This window comes from Cupriavidus sp. U2 (genome assembly GCF_009663685.2).
Lineage (GTDB): Bacteria > Pseudomonadota > Gammaproteobacteria > Burkholderiales > Burkholderiaceae > Cupriavidus > Cupriavidus necator_C.
In genome coordinates this window covers 16,961-34,688 of record NZ_RCOG02000010.1, presented here as the reverse complement: position 1 = coordinate 34,688, position 17,728 = coordinate 16,961, and the positions used below count along the sequence as shown (strand labels likewise).

The 17,728-nt window shown below is 65.8% G+C and carries 14 protein-coding genes and 1 pseudogene; 7 read left to right on the top strand and 8 right to left on the bottom strand.

Going from position 1 to position 17,728, the window contains the following annotated elements; genetic code table 11:
• Positions 1-3 precede the first annotated feature (3 nt).
• From D9X30_RS08780 to D9X30_RS08765, 4 genes are read left to right on the top strand one after another with little or no spacing between them, the layout of a single operon-like run.
• Positions 4-1,005, top strand: a complete 1,002-nt coding sequence (locus D9X30_RS08780; RefSeq protein ID WP_153949645.1) for an ABC transporter permease — start codon at positions 4-6, stop codon at positions 1,003-1,005.
• Positions 1,002-1,892: an ABC transporter permease gene (locus D9X30_RS08775; protein WP_153949644.1), complete on the top strand. Its 891-nt coding sequence runs from the start codon at positions 1,002-1,004 to the stop codon at positions 1,890-1,892. Before D9X30_RS08780 ends, D9X30_RS08775 begins: the two co-directional genes overlap by 4 nt.
• A 3-nt stretch (positions 1,893-1,895) precedes the next feature.
• Positions 1,896-2,900, top strand: a complete 1,005-nt coding sequence (locus D9X30_RS08770; RefSeq protein WP_153949643.1) for an ABC transporter ATP-binding protein — start codon at positions 1,896-1,898, stop codon at positions 2,898-2,900.
• Positions 2,897-3,844, top strand: a complete 948-nt coding sequence (locus D9X30_RS08765) for an ABC transporter ATP-binding protein (RefSeq protein WP_153949642.1) — start codon at positions 2,897-2,899, stop codon at positions 3,842-3,844. Before D9X30_RS08770 ends, D9X30_RS08765 begins: the two co-directional genes overlap by 4 nt.
• 42 nt (positions 3,845-3,886) lie before the next feature.
• On the opposite strand, the gene D9X30_RS08760 is transcribed toward D9X30_RS08765, so the two are convergent.
• Positions 3,887-4,822 (bottom strand): LysR family transcriptional regulator, encoded by a 936-nt coding sequence (locus D9X30_RS08760; RefSeq protein ID WP_153949641.1) that lies wholly within the window; start codon positions 4,820-4,822, stop codon positions 3,887-3,889.
• Positions 4,823-4,926: 104 nt separating this feature from the next.
• Between D9X30_RS08760 and pcp the strand changes: the two genes are divergently transcribed.
• Complete coding sequence (pcp, locus tag D9X30_RS08755; RefSeq protein ID WP_249640920.1) at positions 4,927-5,574, top strand: pyroglutamyl-peptidase I; 648 nt, start codon at positions 4,927-4,929, stop codon at positions 5,572-5,574.
• A gap of 58 nt (positions 5,575-5,632) precedes the next feature.
• Here the strand turns inward: pcp and D9X30_RS08750 are convergent, their stop codons facing one another.
• The 4 genes and pseudogenes from D9X30_RS08750 to D9X30_RS08735 all read right to left on the bottom strand — a co-directional run bounded on the left by D9X30_RS08750 (position 5,633) and on the right by D9X30_RS08735 (position 9,715).
• Complete coding sequence (locus D9X30_RS08750) at positions 5,633-6,640, bottom strand: tripartite tricarboxylate transporter substrate binding protein (protein WP_349632229.1); 1,008 nt, start codon at positions 6,638-6,640, stop codon at positions 5,633-5,635.
• Between the two features lie 60 nt (positions 6,641-6,700).
• Positions 6,701-7,759, bottom strand: coding sequence for a hydroxyacid dehydrogenase (locus D9X30_RS08745; RefSeq protein ID WP_249640919.1), 1,059 nt, complete (start codon positions 7,757-7,759; stop codon positions 6,701-6,703).
• Positions 7,756-8,433: an RraA family protein gene (locus D9X30_RS08740; protein ID WP_153949639.1), complete on the bottom strand. Its 678-nt coding sequence runs from the start codon at positions 8,431-8,433 to the stop codon at positions 7,756-7,758. The genes D9X30_RS08745 and D9X30_RS08740 overlap by 4 nt, the downstream gene beginning before the upstream one ends.
• Before the next feature lie 58 nt (positions 8,434-8,491).
• Positions 8,492-9,715, bottom strand: a pseudogene (locus tag D9X30_RS08735) (alpha-hydroxy acid oxidase).
• A gap of 165 nt (positions 9,716-9,880) precedes the next feature.
• Between D9X30_RS08735 and D9X30_RS08730 the strand changes: the two are divergent.
• Complete coding sequence (locus D9X30_RS08730; RefSeq protein ID WP_153949638.1) at positions 9,881-10,783, top strand: LysR family transcriptional regulator; 903 nt, start codon at positions 9,881-9,883, stop codon at positions 10,781-10,783.
• Between the two features lie 164 nt (positions 10,784-10,947).
• On the opposite strand, the gene D9X30_RS08725 is transcribed toward D9X30_RS08730, so the two are convergent.
• From D9X30_RS08725 to D9X30_RS08715, 3 genes are all read right to left on the bottom strand, one after another.
• Complete coding sequence (locus D9X30_RS08725) at positions 10,948-14,049, bottom strand: efflux RND transporter permease subunit (RefSeq protein WP_153949637.1); 3,102 nt, start codon at positions 14,047-14,049, stop codon at positions 10,948-10,950.
• Positions 14,046-15,248 (bottom strand): efflux RND transporter periplasmic adaptor subunit, encoded by a 1,203-nt coding sequence (locus tag D9X30_RS08720; protein WP_228771066.1) that lies wholly within the window; start codon positions 15,246-15,248, stop codon positions 14,046-14,048. Before D9X30_RS08720 ends, D9X30_RS08725 begins: the two co-directional genes overlap by 4 nt.
• A 102-nt stretch (positions 15,249-15,350) precedes the next feature.
• Positions 15,351-15,980 carry a TetR/AcrR family transcriptional regulator gene (locus D9X30_RS08715; protein ID WP_153949636.1) on the bottom strand — a complete coding sequence of 210 codons (630 nt, stop codon included), beginning with the start codon at positions 15,978-15,980 and terminating at the stop codon, positions 15,351-15,353.
• Between the two features lie 101 nt (positions 15,981-16,081).
• Here D9X30_RS08715 and D9X30_RS08710 point away from each other — a divergent pair, with 101 nt between their 5' ends.
• Positions 16,082-17,578, top strand: a complete 1,497-nt coding sequence (locus D9X30_RS08710; RefSeq protein ID WP_153949706.1) for an efflux transporter outer membrane subunit — start codon at positions 16,082-16,084, stop codon at positions 17,576-17,578.
• Positions 17,579-17,728 lie beyond the last annotated feature (150 nt).

Below are 17,728 nucleotides of genomic sequence, written 5' to 3'. Positions count from 1 at the left end.
GCCATGCGCCGCCGTGTCGCCCTTGCGTTCCTGCGCCAGCGCCTGCTGCAGGTGGTGCCGGTGGTCGTGGGCATCGCCTTGATGAATTTCGTCATCCTGCAGCTGGCACCCGGCGATGTGGTCGACGTCCTGGCAGGTGAAGCCGGTGCAGCCACGCCCGAGACCATGGCCCAGCTGCGCGCCAGCTTCGGCCTCGACCAGCCGCTGTCGCTGCAGCTCGTGCGCTACCTTGGGCAGATCGCCACCCTCGACCTCGGCTTCTCGTATCGCCAGAACATGCCGGTGTTCGACCTGATCATGAGCCGGCTACCCGCCACGCTGCTGCTGATGGCACTGGCCATGGCGATTGCATTGGTGTTGGGTCTGGCACTGGGCGTACTGTCTGCCGTGCGCGTCCATCGCTGGCCCGATCGGCTGGTGTCGTGCCTCACGCTCGCCGCCTATGCCATGCCCACGTTCTGGCTCGGGCTGATGGCGATCGTGCTGTTCTCGGCCCGACTGCATTGGCTGCCGTCGGGCGGCATGACCGATGTCAGCGCTGGCTACAGGGGCCTGGCGTGGCTGCGCGACGTGGCGCTGCACGCGATCCTGCCCGCCTGCACGCTGGCCACGTTCTATCTGGCTGTCTATACGCGGCTGGTACGCACCGCGATGCTTGAACTCGATGGCGCGGAATTCGTGCGTACCGCCCGCGCCAAGGGTGCAGGCGAGGTCCGCGTGACCGTGGTCCATGCGCTCCGCAACGCGCTGTTGCCGCTGGTCACGATGGCCGGCTACCAGGTGGCGTCGCTGCTCAGCGGCGCGGTGCTGGTCGAGTCCGTCTTCAGCTGGCCTGGGCTGGGCAGGCTCGCCTTCGAGTCCGTACTGGCGCGCGATTTCAACCTGCTGCTCGGCATCCTGCTGCTGAGCTCGCTGCTGGTGACCGTTGTGAACATCCTTGTGGACCTGCTTTACGCAGCCATCGATCCCCGGGTTTCGGTGGCGGGCAGCAGGAGCCGGGCATGAACGCGCCGGCCGTGCTTGCGCGCCGGTGGGTCCCCACGCGCCACGCGCCCCGCGCGCTGTGGCGCGCCGCGCTTGCGCATCCCTCGATCGCGCTTGGCGTCCTGCTGATGCTGGCGGTGGCGCTGGTCGCCATCGTCGGGCCCTTCATCTTTCCTGGCGACCCGTGGGACATGGCCGGCCCGCCGATGCTGTGGCCCGGGGACGATGCCGCCTATCCGCTGGGCACCGATTTCATGGGACGCGACCTGGCCACCGGCATGGCGGCCGGGGCGCGCGTGTCGCTGCTGATCGGGCTCGTCAGCACCGCCCTGGCGGCGTCGCTGGGCATCACCGTGGGCGCGCTAGGCGGCTATTTCGGCGGACGCGTCGATGCGACGCTGATGCGCCTGACCGAGGTCTTCCAGACGGTCCCGAAGTTCGTGCTGGCCGTGGTACTGGTGGCGATCTTCAAGCCCTCGGTGACCACCGTGGTAGTCGCCATCGGCGTGGTGTCGTGGCCGGCCACCGCCCGCCTGGTGCGCGCCGAATTCCTGTCGTTGCGCGGGCGGGAATTCGTGCTGGCGGCCGAAACCATTGGCATGAGCCATCTGCGCATCATCGTCACCCAGATCCTGCCCAACGCGTTGCCACCGGTAATCGCCATGGCCACGCTGACGGTTGCCACGGCCATCCAGACCGAAGCATCGCTGGCGTTCCTGGGCCTGGGCGACCCCAACGTGATGAGCTGGGGCACCATCATTGGCGGCGGCCGCGAACAGGTAGCCGATGCCTGGTACATCTGCGGCCTGCCCGGCTTCGCCATCGTCCTGACGGTGCTGGCGTTCAACCTGATCGGCGATGGCCTCAACGACGCGCTGAACCCTCATCTGCGCCAACGACGGAGCTGACCGATGACGCTGCTCGATGTACGCGCCCTGCGCGCCAGCTTCGCCACGCCGGACGGCCCCGTCACGGCGCTGCACGATGTCTCGTTGACCATCGATCGTGGCGAGACCCTTGCCCTGGTCGGCGAAAGCGGCTCCGGCAAATCGGTCACCGCCTGCGCCCTGCTGCGGCTGCTGCCGCGCCGCCTGGCGCGGACCAGCGGCCAGGTGTTCCTCGACGGCACCGAGCTGCTTTCGCTGGACGACCGCGCCATGCAGGGGATACGTGGCCACCGCATTGCCATGATCTTCCAGGAGCCGATGTCGGCCCTGAATCCCGTGATGCGGATCGGCGACCAGATCGCAGAAACGATCCGCCTGCATCGGCGTACCAGTCGCGCCGATGCCGCACAGCGTGCCATTGCGCTGCTCGAACAGGTACGCATGCCATCGCCACGCGAGCGCGCCAACGATTATCCTCATCAGATGTCGGGCGGCATGCGGCAACGCGCGATGATCGCCATTGCGCTGGCCGGCGAGCCCGACCTGCTGATTGCCGATGAACCGACGACGGCCCTGGACGTCACGACGCAGGCCCAGATCCTGAGCCTGCTCAAGCGCCTGCAGGCCGAAACCGGCATGGCCATGCTGCTTATCACCCACGATCTCGGCGTAGTCGCCGAGACAGCCGATCGTGCGGCGGTCATGTATGCCGGCCGGATCGTCGAACAGGGTCCGGTCGATGCGTTGCTCACCCGGCCCGCGCATCCGTACACGGCCGGATTGCTGGCGTCGCTGGCCATCGAGACGCTGCCCCCGGGCGCGCGCCTGCCGGAAATTGCCGGCACCGTGCCGCCGCTGACGGCCATGCCGCCAGGCTGCGCCTTCGCCCCGCGCTGCGCCTTCGTGCAGGACAACTGCCGCGCGACCACGCCCGCGCTTCGGCACACAGGCAATGGCGATGTGGCGTGCCACGCGCCGCTGGTCCCCGTGACCCGACGGACCGTATCGTTTGAAGAGGCCGTGGCATGAGCGCGCCCCTGCTGTCACTCCGGGGCGTGTCTCGCCACTATCCAACGCAGGCCGGCGTGGTGCGCGCGCTGGACCGCGTCTCTCTGGACATCGCGCCGGGCGAGACCCTGGGTCTGGTGGGGGAAAGCGGCTGCGGCAAATCCACCGTCGCGCGCGTTGCCATGCGGTTGACGGATGTCGATGAAGGCGAGGTCCGGCTGGACGGCGAGGACATCGCCAGGGCGCGCGGCCGCGCACTGCACGCGGTGCGGCCGCGGGTGCAAATGGTGTTTCAGGATCCGGCCGCATCGCTCAACCCACGTACGACCATTGGCCAGGCGCTCGAGGCGCCGCTGATCGTGCATCGGCGCGGCAATACCGCCGAACGCCAAGCCAGGGTAGCGGAAGTGCTTCGGAGCGTGGGCCTGCATCCGGACATGGCCGTTCGCTTTCCTCACGAACTGTCCGGCGGACAGCGCCAGCGTGTGGCCATCGCCCGCGCACTGATGCTGAATCCCGCGTTGATCGTGTGCGACGAAGCGGTGTCTGCGCTCGATGTCTCGGTGCGCGCACAGGTACTGAACCTGCTGCTGGACCTGCGCGAAACGCTCGGCATCGCCTATCTGTTCATCTCGCACGACCTGGCCGTGGTGCGGCATATGTCCGACCGCATCGCCGTGATGTACCTGGGACAGGTCGTGGAACAGGGTCCGCGCGATGCAGTCTGGCATCGCACGCTGCATCCGTACACGCGATCGCTGATGTCGGCGGCGCCTTCGGCCCACCCGGCAAACCGGCGCTTGCCAAGGGTTGTCATGGAAGGCGAACAGCCCAGCCCGCTGGACCCGCCGTCGGGGTGCCGTTTCCATACGCGATGTGCCCACGCGACCGACCAGTGCCGCGCGTCCGCGCCTGCCTTGCGGCTGCTTGGCGCCGATCACTGGGTTCGCTGCCACCTGGCCTGACACGTGCCGCGGGGGGTACCCCGCTTGCCGCAGCACGCGGCATCAACGCATTGCCACGACCGCGGCCCGGATCTCCTGCCTGAGCCACACGGCCGCTGCATCGGCTTGCGTCCGCCGGTTGTGAATCAACTCGATGTCGAAGGCAGTATCGGCAAGCGCTTCGGGTACCTCGCAGATCTGCACGTCGGGGGAGGAGAGCCGGTGTGCCACCCGCCTGGCAACGGTCGCCACCAGGTCGCTGTGCGCGACGGCCAGCGGCAACGCCACGATGTGCGAGAACGTCGCCGCGACACGCCGTTGCAGACCCAGCTTGTCGAGCCGGGCATCGATGACCCCACGCCGCGATCCGGTATCGCCGGGAGCAAACAGCGCATGGGGCAGCTGCAGATAGGTCGCCAGGTCGATACTCCGCCGCTGGCCATGCGCGGTCAACTGTGGATGCGAGCGGCTGGCAATGCAGACGAAGTCCTCTTCGTACAGCCTGGTTCGCACCATGCGTTTCGGTGCGGTGAGATGCCCGCCAATGGCAACGTCGACCACGCCCTGATCGAGCTGCTCGTAAATGGCCGCCCGGTCGAGCGCCATGATTCGCAGGTCGATGTCCGGTGCTTGCCGCCTGAGCCGTCCAATCAAATGGGGCAGCAGGACGATGTCCGCGTAGTCAGTGGCCGCGATGGTAAAGCTGCGTCCGGCAGGCATGGCCGGATCAAATGCCACCGACTGGCCCACGGCCTGGCGCACGTGATCGAGGGCGGAGGAAATTCCGGGCATCAGCGTGTGCGCCAGTTCAGTCGGCTGCATCCCCGCGTGGGTTCGTACAAACAGGTCATCGCCAAACAGCGCCCGCAGCCGCGTCAGCGCATTGCTCACCGACGGCTGGGCGCGGTTCAGGCGCTTGCCGGCCAGGGTGACACTGCGTGTCTGATACAGCGCCTCGAATGCCACGAGCAGGTTCAGGTCGATCCGGGACAGATTCATGCCGTGAATTTAACGGATATTGGATATCCATTTCAAGAATCGTCATTGCGTGGGTACGATGGGTGGTCTCCTTCTTCCTTTGATCATCCTTCGGACAGCGCCAAATGCAGACCGTACTTGTCACCGGCATCGAGCCATTCGACGGCGAAACCCTGAATCCTTCCTGGGAAGCGACCCGCGCCGTCGATGAACGCGTGATTGGCGGCGCGCGCGTGGTGGCGCGCCAGCTTCCGTGTGTGATTGCCGAGGTCAGGCAGGCGCTGCTGGGCGCCATTGCCGAGGTCGATCCTGTTCTCGTGCTGTGCCTGGGGCAGGCAGGCGGCCGCAGCGACATATCGGTCGAACGGGTGGCGATCAACGTGGTGGATGCGCGTATCCCGGACAATGCCGGACGGCAGCCCATCGACGAACCCGTAATCGCCGGGGGCCCTGCCGCCTACTTTTCCGCGCTGCCGATCAAGGCACTGGTCCGGCGTCTACGCGAATCGGGCATCCCGGCATCGGTTTCGCAGACCGCCGGCACCTACAACTGCAACGCCATTTTCTATTCGCTGCTGCATTGCATCGCAACCGAGCGTCCAGCCCTGCGTGGCGGCTTCATTCATGTACCGTACTTGCCGCAGATGGCCGCCGCCCACCCCGGCGCGCCGAGCATGCAAGCCCGCACGTTGATCGCGGCCATCGAGATCATGGTGGCCACGGCGCTCGAGGTTTCCACCGATCTCAAGGACKGCGGCGGCGCCACGCACTAGCCGCATAGGGGCATGCAAAGGCGTCATTACCGGCGGCAAGAATTGCTGCACGATGTCTTCACTTTTCCTGCCATGGCATTTCCTTCCACAGTTGGCGGAAGCCGGCTTCGCCACGTTCGAGTTCGGCGGCGTAGGCGGCTGGGGCCAGGTAGCGCAGCGGCGCAAACATGGCATCTGCCTGCTGCTTGAACTGCGGGTCCGCGGCAACCTTGGCCATCGCATCGACAAGCTTCTTCCTGACCGGCTCAGGCAGGCCCTTGGGGGCGGCCAGGCCGCGCAAGGAAGCGAGCTCGATGTTGTAGCCCTGCTCGCGGAACGTCGGGACGTTCGGCGCGAGTACCGCGCGCGACAGTCCCATCTGCCCCAGGAATTTAAGCGGCGTGCCGCTCTTCTGGTAAGCCAGCGCTTCGCCGACATTGATGGCGCCAATCGTAATCTGCTGACCAGCCAGCGCACCACGGACTTCGCCGGCCCCTTTGTAGCCCACATGTGTCAGCTTGACGCCGGCCGCCTTTTCGAACAGCAGCATCGCGAGATGGTCGTCCGAGCCGACGCCCGTGGTGCCAACGGTGACAGCGCCCGGATTCGCCTTGGCATACTTCACGAGCGTCGCCAGCGAATCGATGTTGCTGGACTGATTGACGGTGAATGCGCCCGGGTCGTCTACCAGATTGCCGATGAGGTCGTAGCTCTTCCAGGTGAATGTCGTCTTGCGCTCGATTGGAATGGTCAGCAAGTTCGGTGTGTTGATGAAGCCGATGGTGTAGCCGTGCGGCGTGGCGCGTGCCAGTTCGGCGAAGCCGATGGCGCCGCCGGCTCCCGGCTTGTTCTGCACGACGATGGTTGCACCCAGCTCCTTCTCCAGATGCCGTGCGAGCAGGCGGGCTACCAGGTCGGTGCCGCCGCCCGGTGCGTACGCCACAATCATCTCGATGGGGCGATTCGGCCACGGTGCGGCTTGTGCCTGGGCCGATGCTGGCAACAGCGTGCCGACCAGGCCGACGAGCGAAGACGCGGCAAGGGAAAGGGATAGACGCCGACGACGCGAGTCGGAATTGCTGTGCATGGTGTTGTCTCCTCACCGGCCCTCATGTGGCCGGCGTATTTTTGTGATGACTGCTTGTGGTCAGCTCGCGGCAACGAGCAAGGCTGCCTCCATGCGCTGGCGTACCCTGGGCCATGCGGCGGGGTTCACCAGGCGTTCGGGCTTCTCTCCTGTAGAGAGCAGCGCCAGAATTTGCGTCGCGGCCAAGGTAGCGTTCCTGCGCCGGGCGTCATGCGTCACGCCTGCCGTGTGGAAGGTCGCGACGACGTTGTCGAGCGTCAGAAGCGGATGTCCGGGCGGAGGCGGTTCCTGGTCCCAGACGTCCAGGCCGGCGCCCGCGAGGTGTCCGCCGGACAACGCTTCGTACAGGGCGGCCTCATCGTGGATGCCGCCCCGGGCCGTGCTGACGAAGATGCTGCCCTGGCGCATGGCCGCGAAGGCCGCAGCGTCCATCATCCCAAGCGTGCTGGCATCGCGCGGGCAGTGCAGCGACACAATATCGGATGTGCGCAGCAACTGGTCGAACGAGACGGACTCGGCGCCGCGCTTTGCCATCTCTGCATTGTCGAGATACGGGTCATGACCAATCACGCGCATGCCGAAGGCACGGCCGAGCGCCGCAGCGCGGCTCCCGGCATGTCCGACACCGACCAGACCCAGCGTACGTCCACGGAGTTCGTGGCCCATCAGGTCTTCTCGGCTGCCGGTGGTATGCGTTTTCATGCGGCGGTCCGACTCCGGGATGCGCCGCATCACAGAGAGCATCAACCCGATCGCCATTTCCGCCACGGAATCGGCGTTTCCGCCGGCCTGGTTCATCACGGCCACACCCGCGGCTGTGCAGGCATCGATGTCGATGGTGTCGCAACCGGAGCCGCTCGATGACACGGCCAGAAGGTTGGGACAACGCGCGAGAAGCTCTGCCGTCACGAACCAACGTCGGGGCAGCTCGTCCTTGGCGGCCGAAATCTGATACACGTGGGCTTCGGAGAGGCGCGCCCATGCCTCTTCGTCCGCGCCTTCGCGCTGGCACGTGTGCAGCGCGACATCTGACGCTTCGCCCACTATGCGGTTGAAGGCGGGGTCCAGCCAATGGTCAAAGCGCACGACCTGGCGCTTTGTCGGAAGGGCCTGGCTCACAGGACCCCCTTGTCAGCCAGCGAGCGGTCCACCCAGGTACGGTCGGCACGGCCCTGTGCAATCGATTCCAGCACGCCAGCTTCCATGCGCTGGACTTCTTCCACGCGAACCGCAATCGCTTCGGCTTCTTCGGCGGGAACGACCAGCAGGCCATCACCATCGCCAATAATCAGGTCGCCGGGCCGAACCACCATGCCATCGATGGAGACCGGCACGTGGAGTTCTCCAGGGCCATCCTTATAGGGGCCGCGGTGCGAAACGCCACGCGCATAGACTGGCAGCGGCTCCTTGCCGATCGTGTCGCTGTCGCGGATCAGGCCATCGATGACAAAGCCTGCCGCGCCGCGCGAAATGGCGAGCGCCAACATGATTTCGCCGATGATGGCATTGGGACCAACGCCACCGGCATCGACTACGATGACATCGCCGGGGCCGGAGAGGTCGATGGCTTTGTGCACCATGAGGTTATCACCCGGACGCGTGCGAACGGTCAGTGCTCGTCCGACCAGATTGCCGTCGCGGCGATGGAATGCGCGCAACTGACTGGTTCCCGTCGTACGGCTCATGGCATCGCTGACATTGGCGACCGGGAAATTGCGATACCGCTCCATCAGCGACGCGCTGACAAGGTGCGCAGGACGCGGATGAATACGAAAGCCGTGCGGCGAAGTCATTGTTTTGTCTCCTGTATCGACCGTAAGGGTTCTGTTGGGATGCGTTGAAGGTTGGTATTCAATGCGGAGGCGGGCGGTAGATGCACTGCGCGTCCACATCCGTCGCGCGGGGGATCCCCAGCATGGCCAGGTCTCGGGAAATCTCGGCTTGCATGAGGTTGATGCCGTGCGCAACACCCTGGCGGGAGCCCACTGCCGCCGCGTAGGCGAACGGCCGCCCGATGAAGACACAGCGGGCACCCAGGGCTAGCGCCTTGATGACGTCGGTCCCGCGGCGCACCCCACTGTCGAGCATCACCGGCAGCTGCGGGACGGCTTCGACGACCTCCGGCAGCGCGCGCATTGCGGCAATGACGCCATCCAGCTGGCGGCCGCCGTGGTTCGACACGACGATGCCGTCCACGCCATGCTGTTGCGCCAGGCGCGCGTCCTCCGCCGTCAGGATGCCCTTGACCACGAGCTGCCCCTTCCAGCGACGACGGATGGTGGCCAGATGGTCCCAGGTGAAATGCGCGCGGTCCGAGAAGTCGCGCTGCACATTTCGCGAGACGATAGGGGTGCCGCGGTGGGCATACGCGTTCTCGAAGTGCGGGATTCCGTGGCGTACCACGGTGCGAATGAAGGTGCCAAGCAGCCAGCGTGGATGGGTGATGCCTTGCCAGGCGAGGGCAGCACTTGGGCGCAGCGGCGTGGAGAATCCGGCCCGGATGTTGTTCTCGCGATTGCCCGCGACGGGCGTGTCGACGGTGATGACGAGCGTTTCGACCTTGGCCGCTTCGACGCGTGCCAGCAGACCTTCGATTTGCCGCATGTCACCGGGCAGGTAGGCCTAAAACCAGGTACCGGGTGCCGCTTCCATGACTTCTTCGAGCCGAATCAGCGACGAGCCGCTCATGATGGCCGGTACGCGCGCTTGGCTGGCTGCCTCTGCCATGACGACGTCCCCGCGATAGGCGAACAGGGCCGAGATGCCCATCGGGGCCAGGCCAAATGGCGCAGCGTACTGCCGGCCGAACAGATTGAAGCTCATGTCGCGCGTCGACACGCCAACCAGCACGCGAGGCCGCAGTGCCAGGTCTTCGAAAGACTGTCGGTTCTGCGCCAAGGTTATGTTGTCCTCGACCGCTCCGCTCACATAGGCGTAGAGCGGCTTGGGCAGACGTTTGCGTGCCAATGGCTCGAAATCTTTCAGCGACAGCACGCGCCGTTTTAGCCAGGCCGCCTGCCTCTCGCCTTGTGCCGCAACGGACGCGTTCTCCGTCTTCTTGTCACCGCATTGCAGTGCAGCGGTCTGAGCGGTTTCGTCGAGGGGAGCGGCTGACATGGGTGCAGTGGCCAGAATGTGGAGCCAATCTAGCAATCCGGACTCAACGATAAAAGCGAAAAATAACGAAGATATAATTTCGCTTTTGGGAAAATATCGGTGATGCACCGGTTCGGATTCGCCATGACTCTCAAGCAACTCGAGGCCTTCTACTGGGCTGCAACCTGCGTCAACTTCACCGTGGCGGCGGAGCGCGTCCACCTGTCGGTGTCGTCGTTGTCCAAGCGGATTGCCGAGCTGGAAGCGTCGCTGGGCGTGGCCCTGTTCGACCGTAGCGGCCGAAGCGCCGAGCTGACGGCCCAGGGCGAGCAGATGCTGCCCCAGATTCATGCGATGTTGCACGCCGCCGCGGAGCTGCAGCAGTCGGCAGGGCAACGCCATGGTTTGACTGGCCGGTGCCGTATCGGCCTGGGCGAACTGAGTGGACTGACCTGGCTGCCAAAGCTGGTGCGCGAGGTGTCGTCACGCCATCCCGGCCTGCAGCTGGAGCCTCATGTCGATATCGGACAGGTCCTGGAGCAGCGCCTGCATGATGGGGAGCTCGATATCGGTGTCCTGGCCGGACCCTCCACCCGCAGCAGCCTGGCTGCCGAGCGGATAGGTCAGGTGGATTTCGCTTGGGTGGCCAGCCAGTCTTTCCTCGACATGGCCGGTACCGATGACCCGCGGGTGCTCATGGGCGAACAGACGTTGCTCACGCTGCCCGTGGGTGCCGGCGGGACGCGGGTTCTCGACCAGTGGCTGGCTCGCAGGGAACTGATGGTCAGCCGGCGCCTGATGTGCAACAGCTGGGGGGCCGTTGTCGGCATGGTAGTGGAGGGGCTGGGCTTCGGGTTCGTCCCCCGACTCTGGGCTGACGCGCTAGTGGAGCGGGATGCGCTGCGCATCCTGCCGGATAGCGATGCTTTGGAGCCTCTGCACTACGCTGTGCAATGGCGTCGCGATGACACGCGACCGCTGATTCGAGCCATGCGGGAAATCGTCCGCGGCGTTATCGACTTCCAGGCGCCCCGTTGCTTTGTGTGAGAGCGGCCACAGCCCACCGCTTTGGGAATCCGGGACTATTGAGTTGTGGCATCGACCAGCAGGTTGCTGGCGAGCCGACGCATGCGGGGGGCGACAAAGTAACCGCCGCCTTCCACGTAACGAAGATAGGCACGCGCGCAGGTTGCGCATGGCGCCCCGCTGTTTCAAGACACCTGTGCCACCTCGTCCGCACGGGCTTGCGGCACCATCTGCTGCGCCGGCGGACGGATCCTGAACCAGATGGCATACATCGCCGGCAGGAACGCCAGTGTCAGCAGCGTGCCGGCGAGCGTTCCGCCGATCAGCGTATAAGCCAGCGTGCCCCAGAACACCGAGTGGGTCAGCGGGATGAAGGCGAAGACGGCTGCCGCCGCCGTCAGCAGCACCGGCCGGGCCCGCTGCACGGTGGCTTCCACCACCGCGTCGTACGGCGAGAGGCCTTCCTTCAGGTTGCCCTGGATCTGCCCGATCAGGATCAGCGTGTTGCGCATCAGGATGCCGGACAACGCCACGAGCCCCACCAGTGCATTGATGCCGAATGGCTGATGGAACAGCAGGAGCGTCGGCACCACGCCGATCAGGCCCAGCGGACTCGTCAGGATGACCATCACCATGCCAGCCATCGACCGCACCTGGAACATGATGATCAGCAGTGTGATTGCCAGCATGATGGGGAACAGCGGCGCCAGCGCCTTGTTCGCCTTGCCCGCCTCCTCGATGGAGCCGGCCATCTCGATACGATAGCCGGCGGGCAGCTTCTGGATGACCGGCTGCAGTTGCGCCAGAATGGCTTGGGATACGTCTGGCGGCTGTTGGCCGTCGGCGATGTCGCCCCGCACGGTGATGGTTGGCGTACGGTCGCGGCGGCGCAGGATGGGGTCCTCCATGCGCACGTCCACGGTGCCGACCTGCGAGAGCGGTACGCGTTCGCCGCTGGCGCCGACCAGCGTGAAACCGGCGATGCGCTCCGGATCCAGCCGGATGTCGCCCCCGGCCCGCGCCAGCACCTGCACGGAACGGATGTCCTCGCGCACCTCGGTCACGGGTACGCCGGTGAGCAGGAATTCAAGCTGCTGCGCCACATCGCGCGAGGTCAGCCCAACGGACTGCAGCCGGTCCTGCTGCAGCGAGAAGTGCAGCGCCGGTACGCGCGGGCCCCAGTCGGTGTTGACCGTGCGCATCAGCGGGCTGGCGCCCATCACATCCTCCACCTGCTTCGCGATGGCGCGCAGCTGGTCCGGGTCCGGGCCCATGACACGAAACGCGACGGGGAAGGGCGAGTACGGGCCGAACACCAATTGCGTCACGCGCACGCGCCCGCCCGGCGCCAGGCCATCGGCGATGGCTTGACGGAGCCGGCCCTTGAGTGCGTCGCGTTCTTCCTGGCTGTCCGTTCGCACCACGATCTTGGCGAAGGACGGATCAGGCAGTTCCGGCGACATTGCCAGGTAGAAGCGCGGTGCCCCCTGGCCGATATAGGCCGTCACGATCTTCGATTCCGGCTGCTTGTCCAGCCATGCCTCCACCTTCGCGGTTACGGTGCTGGTCTGTTCGATGGAGGTGCCGTAGGGCATCTGCACCTCCACCAGCACCTCGGGTCGGTCGGAAGTGGGGAAGAACTGCTTGCGCACGGCGCCCATGCCGACGATGCTCGCGGCGAAAAGACCGACGACGATTGCCGCTACCAGCCATTTCCGCCTGATCACCCGCGCCAGCACCCCGCGAAAGCGCTGGTAATTCGGCGTCGCGTAGATGGCGCCATGGCCACCTTCCACCGGCTTCATCTCGGGCAGCAGCTTCACGCCGAGATAGGGCGTGAAGGCGACCGCGACAATCCATGAGGCGATCAGCGCGATCCCGACGATCCAGAACTGGTTGCCGGTGTATTCACCCGCGGAAGACTTCGCAAAGCCATTCGGCATGAAGCCGACGGCGGTGATGAGCGTGCCTGACAGCATAGGTGCGGCCGTATGGCTCCAGGCGTAGGCCGACGCCGCGATGCGCCCATAGCCTTCCTCCATCTTTACGACCATCATCTCGATGGCGATGATGGCGTCGTCCACCAGAAGGCCCAGGGCCAGTATCAACGACCCCAACGTAATGCGGTCGAAGTTCTTGCCGGTCGCGGCCATCACGACGAAGACGGCGGCCAGCGTCAGCGGCACCGCCGCGGCGACCACCACGCCAACCCGCCAGCCCATGCTGACAAAGCTCACCACCAGCACCACGACCAGCGCGGCAAAGAACTTCACCATGAACTCGTCCACGGCCGACCTGATGTTGACGGCCTGGTCTGTCACCTTGCTCAGTTCCATGCCCAGCGGCAGTTCGGCGCTGATGTTCGCCACTTCGGCGTCGAGCGACTTGCCGAGGTCAAGGCCGTTCCAGCCGTCGCGCATCACGATGCCGAGCAGCAGCGCCGGCTCGCCCTTGTTGCGCACGACGAAGCTGGCCGGGTCCTGGTAGCCGCGCTCGACGGTGGCGATGTCGGACAGCTTCAGCGTGCGGCCGTGCGCCACCACGGGGGTGTCGCGAATGCGCTCAAGCTTGTCGAACGCGCCGTCAAGCCGCACAAAAACCTGCGGCCCGTCTGTATCGATCGAGCCGGCAGGGGTGAGCACGTTCTGGCTGTTGAGCGCAGCGAAGATGTCCTGCGGGGTCACGCCGAGGGTTGCCAGCCGGTCGTGCGAGAACGACACGTAGATGCGTTCGGCCTGTTCCCCGATGATGTTGACTTTCTTCACGCCCGCCACATGCAGCAGGCGCTGGCGGATGGTTTCCGCCTCGCGCACCAGCAGCCGCTGCGGCTCGCCTCTGGCTTTCAACGCGAAGAGGCCGAAGGTCACGTCGGAGTATTCGTCGTTGACAAGGGGCCCGACGACGCCCGCTGGCAGGGACCGCGCCTCGTCGCCAAGCTTCTTGCGGGCCTGGTAGAACTCCTCAGGAACTTCCCTGGGTGGCGTGCTGTCGAGCAGCGTGACGGTAGTGAAAGCCAGCCCGGGACGTGTATAGGTTTCGGTGCGGTCGTAGTAGCGTAGCTCCTGCATGCGCTTCTCCAGCTTCTCCGCGACCTGGTCCTGCATTTCCTGCGCCGTCGCGCCCGGCCATGCCGTGATGAAGATCATCGACTTGACGGTGAAGGGCGGGTCCTCGGCCCGGCCTAGCTGGAAGAAGGCGACGACGCCTGCGATGGAGATGAGGATGATCAGGAAGAGCGTGACGGCGCGCTCGCGCACGGCGAGTGCCGAAAGATTGAAGCCACTCATTGCTGCACCCCTGCGCCGTTTCCGGTATGGGGCGCACTGCCGGGCGGGGCGGTGTTGGCGGCTTGCGCGGTTGCCGCCACCTTCACGTCAGACGCCAATCTGACCTGCTGTCCTTCGCTCAGCAGGTGGGCGCCCAGCGCTACCACACGGTCGCCGGGGTGGATCGGGCCCTCCACGCGCGCGGTATCGTCGCTGATGGCGCGCACGGTTACCGGTCTCCACGTCACGTGTGCCGGATTGCCTGCCAGCACCCAGACCCCGGGGCCCTTGCCGGGATCGTGGAGGGCGCCGATGGGAACCTGCAGGCCGGAAGGCGATGCTTCATGCGGATCGGTCACCTGCAGCGTGACGGTGGCGCCAAGCGGTGCATCGGTCAGCGCGCCGCCAAGCACGTAGCGTGCTTCATAGGTGCGGGTCTGCCTGTCGGCGGCGTCGGAAAGCTGCCGCAGGGTTGCGGTGACTGCCTCGTCTTTGCCGTAGAGCGTGGCACGTGCCGAGGAGCCCGTCGGCGGACGCAGGGTTTCGGGCAGGTGGATGATCGCCTCGCGCTGGCCGGCGCGAGCCAGCCGCACCACCACCTGGCCGGCATTCACGACCTGCCCGGGTTCCGCGACGGTCTCGACCACGACGCCGTCGGCATCGGCCAGCAACACGGCATAGTCGGAGGCGTTTCGTGCCACATCGGCCTGCGCCTCTTCCGCCCGCAGCTGGGCGCGCGCCGAGTCCGCCGAGGCCTTGATCTGGTCATACGCGGACGCCGATACCGCTCCGGCCGCCACCAGGTCGCGGTAGCGCTCCTCGTCGGCCGCCAGTTGCGTGGCACGCGCCTTGGCGGCGGCCACGGCTTCCTGCCGCGCGCGTGCCGCGAGCTTCAGGTCGACGGGATCGAGGCGCATCAGAGGCTGGCCACGCTTCACGGATTGGCCGGTGTCGACCAGGCGCTCCAGCACCTTGCCCGATACGCGAAAGCCCAGGTCGCTCTGTACCCGGGCTGCGACGACCCCGGTGAAGGCACGCCGCACGGCGGCTGCGTCCTGGACGCTTTCCACTCTGACCAGCGGCGCGAGCACGCGGGGATCGGCCTGTGGTTTGCCGCCGCATGCCGCCAATACAAGCGGCAGGAGGCAGATGGCCGCAAAGGTGGAAGCCCGGCTGGCGGTGTGGGTGACGGCGGATACAAAAAAGCGGCGCTGAAGCATGAAGGCCTCCATACGAATGGCCTTCACTGTATAAACAGTGACCAAAATAGTCAATGGTCACTGCGCCCTTTTTTAGATGGGGTGCTTACAGATATCTGCGGGTCAGGGCGCCAGGCTCCGCAAGATCAGGTTGCTGAGCTGCGCCGGCGCCACTTCGACGAAGTCGAGGTTGTACTGGAGTTGTAGCGGGTCGAGGTAAGGCTTCATCACCAGGTAGATGGCGTGAGCGGTTTCGTCGAGTGGTGTCTTGCGCTCGAATTCGCCCGCTTCGCGCCCTTCGCGCACGATCTGAAGAATCAGCTGCTGCATGTGGGCGTCATACGCGCGGGCCGAGCCCCACTGTTCCTCGCAGGCCACGACGGCAATCGCATAGAGCTTGCGGTCCTGGAAGAAAAGCCGGCTGCCGGCCTCGGCCAGCGTGGCAAAGAGGCGCCGCAGCCGCTCGGTGGCGGAATCCGCGCCGGCCACGGCTTCGTCCACTGCCTGGCGCATCTGGGCCAGGCAGTTGCCGCAAATCACCTCGCCGATAGCCTGCTTGGAATCGAAGAACTTGTAGACGTAGGCCTTCGAGAATCCGATGGCCTTCGCCAGATCGGACACGGTGGTCTTTTCGTATCCGTAAAGGCTGAAATGCTCGGTGGCCGCGTCAACGATCTGGTTGCGCACGCTGTGATCCGCAGGACCACGGGGCAGGGGGGGAAGGGCGGAGGTATCGATGGGGGTATCGGTCATGGCATGAGCTTACACGCTGATTTGGCATTGACAAAGAGTGACCAGTTTGTATTATGGTCACAAGTCACGCACAGCAACCTCCCATGCCATTCCGCCCGCCTATGCATTCTCCGTCCCTTCGTTCGCGTCCCCGAAGCCATCTCTACGCGGCGGTTGTCACCGCCATCGCCCTGTCGGCGCTCGCCGGCTGTGCCGTCGGTCCGGATTATCGCAAGCCAGATGTGCCTCACGCTGAACGTTTTCTTGGCCAGCGCGACGTGGAGCAGCGCCAGGCCGCCGCCCGGGTGGATCTCGAAGTCTGGTGGGAAGGCTTTGGCGATCCGCAACTGACACGATTCGTGCGGCTGGCACTGGACCAGAACCTGAATCTCGCGGCAGCCTCCGCGCGTGTCACGCAGGCGGGGGCAGGGCTGCGCTACGCCACGGCGGCGCTGTTGCCATCGGGCGCAGTGAGTGCCCAGGCCGCGAAGCAGTACCAATCCGTCGAGACGCCGCTAGGCCGGGTGCTGAACGCGGCGCCGAATTTCGACCGGCATGGCAGCCTGTACGAGGCCGACCTTTCCGCAAGTTGGGAGATCGATATCTTCGGAGGCCTGCGGCGCGAGCGCGAGGCTTCGCAGGCGGAGTACCTGGCGTCGGAGGCCGGGCTGGTGGCCACCCGGGTAGAAGTGGCGGCCAAGGCGGCGGACACCTACGTGACCGTCCGCGGCCTTCAGACCCGGCTGTCGATCGCGCGGCAGCAGGTGGAGACACAGCAGAAACTTGTGTCGACCGTCAGGCTTCTCTACGCCAGGGGACTTGCCGCCGCGCTCGAAGTGCAGCAGGCAGAAGGCGCGCTCGCGCAGGTGGAGGCCACCATTCCCGAACTGGAATCGGGACTCGATGCCGCGCTGAATGCGATGGACGTGCTGCTTGGCAGCCCGCCCGGAACCTATCGCGCCGAACTTGCCGACATCAAGGCGATCCCGGCCGCTCCACGGATAGCGGCCACGGGCACGCCCGCCGACTTGCTGCGGCGGCGCCCCGACCTCATCGTGGCGGAGCGCCGGCTGGCGGCATCGAATGCCCGCATCGGCGCCGCCATCGCCGAGTACTATCCGAAGGTCACACTTAGCGGGCTGCTGGGCAGCGCGACGACCGTGGCCAGCGGCAATCTGTTCTCGGCCGGCGCCAACCAGGCCGGCGGCGTGGCCGGACTGCGCTGGCGGCTGTTCGATTTCGGACGCATCGGCGCGCAGATCCAGCAGGCCAAGGGACAGGAGGCCGAGGCGCTGGCTGGCTATAGACTAACCGTGCTCCGCGCATCCGAAGATGTGGAGAACGCTTTCACGGCGCTGGTCAAGCGCGAGGAACAAACCAATACCCTCGAACGCGGCGAACTGGCGCTGCGCCAGGCCCGGAATTCGTCGTTCGCGGCTTACGAGAAGGGTGTGGTACGCCTGATCGAAGTCCTGTTGGCCGACGAGAACCTGCTGAAGACGTCCGACGCAAAAGCGCGAGCGGAAGCGCAATCGGCCCGTGCGGCCATTGCTGCCTTCAAGGCACTGGGTGGGGGATGGCAGGCCGCCGCGGCGGAAGGCGCCGCTGTCAGCCTTTGATGGATATTCGGGATTTAAACCGCAGGCGCAGGAGCGGCGATCTGCATTGCATATGCGTCGGGGTGGCTTTTCCATATCCGTAATCGGTCGTTTGTGCGGAAGGCGTTGCCGCCTAACATGGCCGTCCTGTCTATGGAACCCTTCCACCGC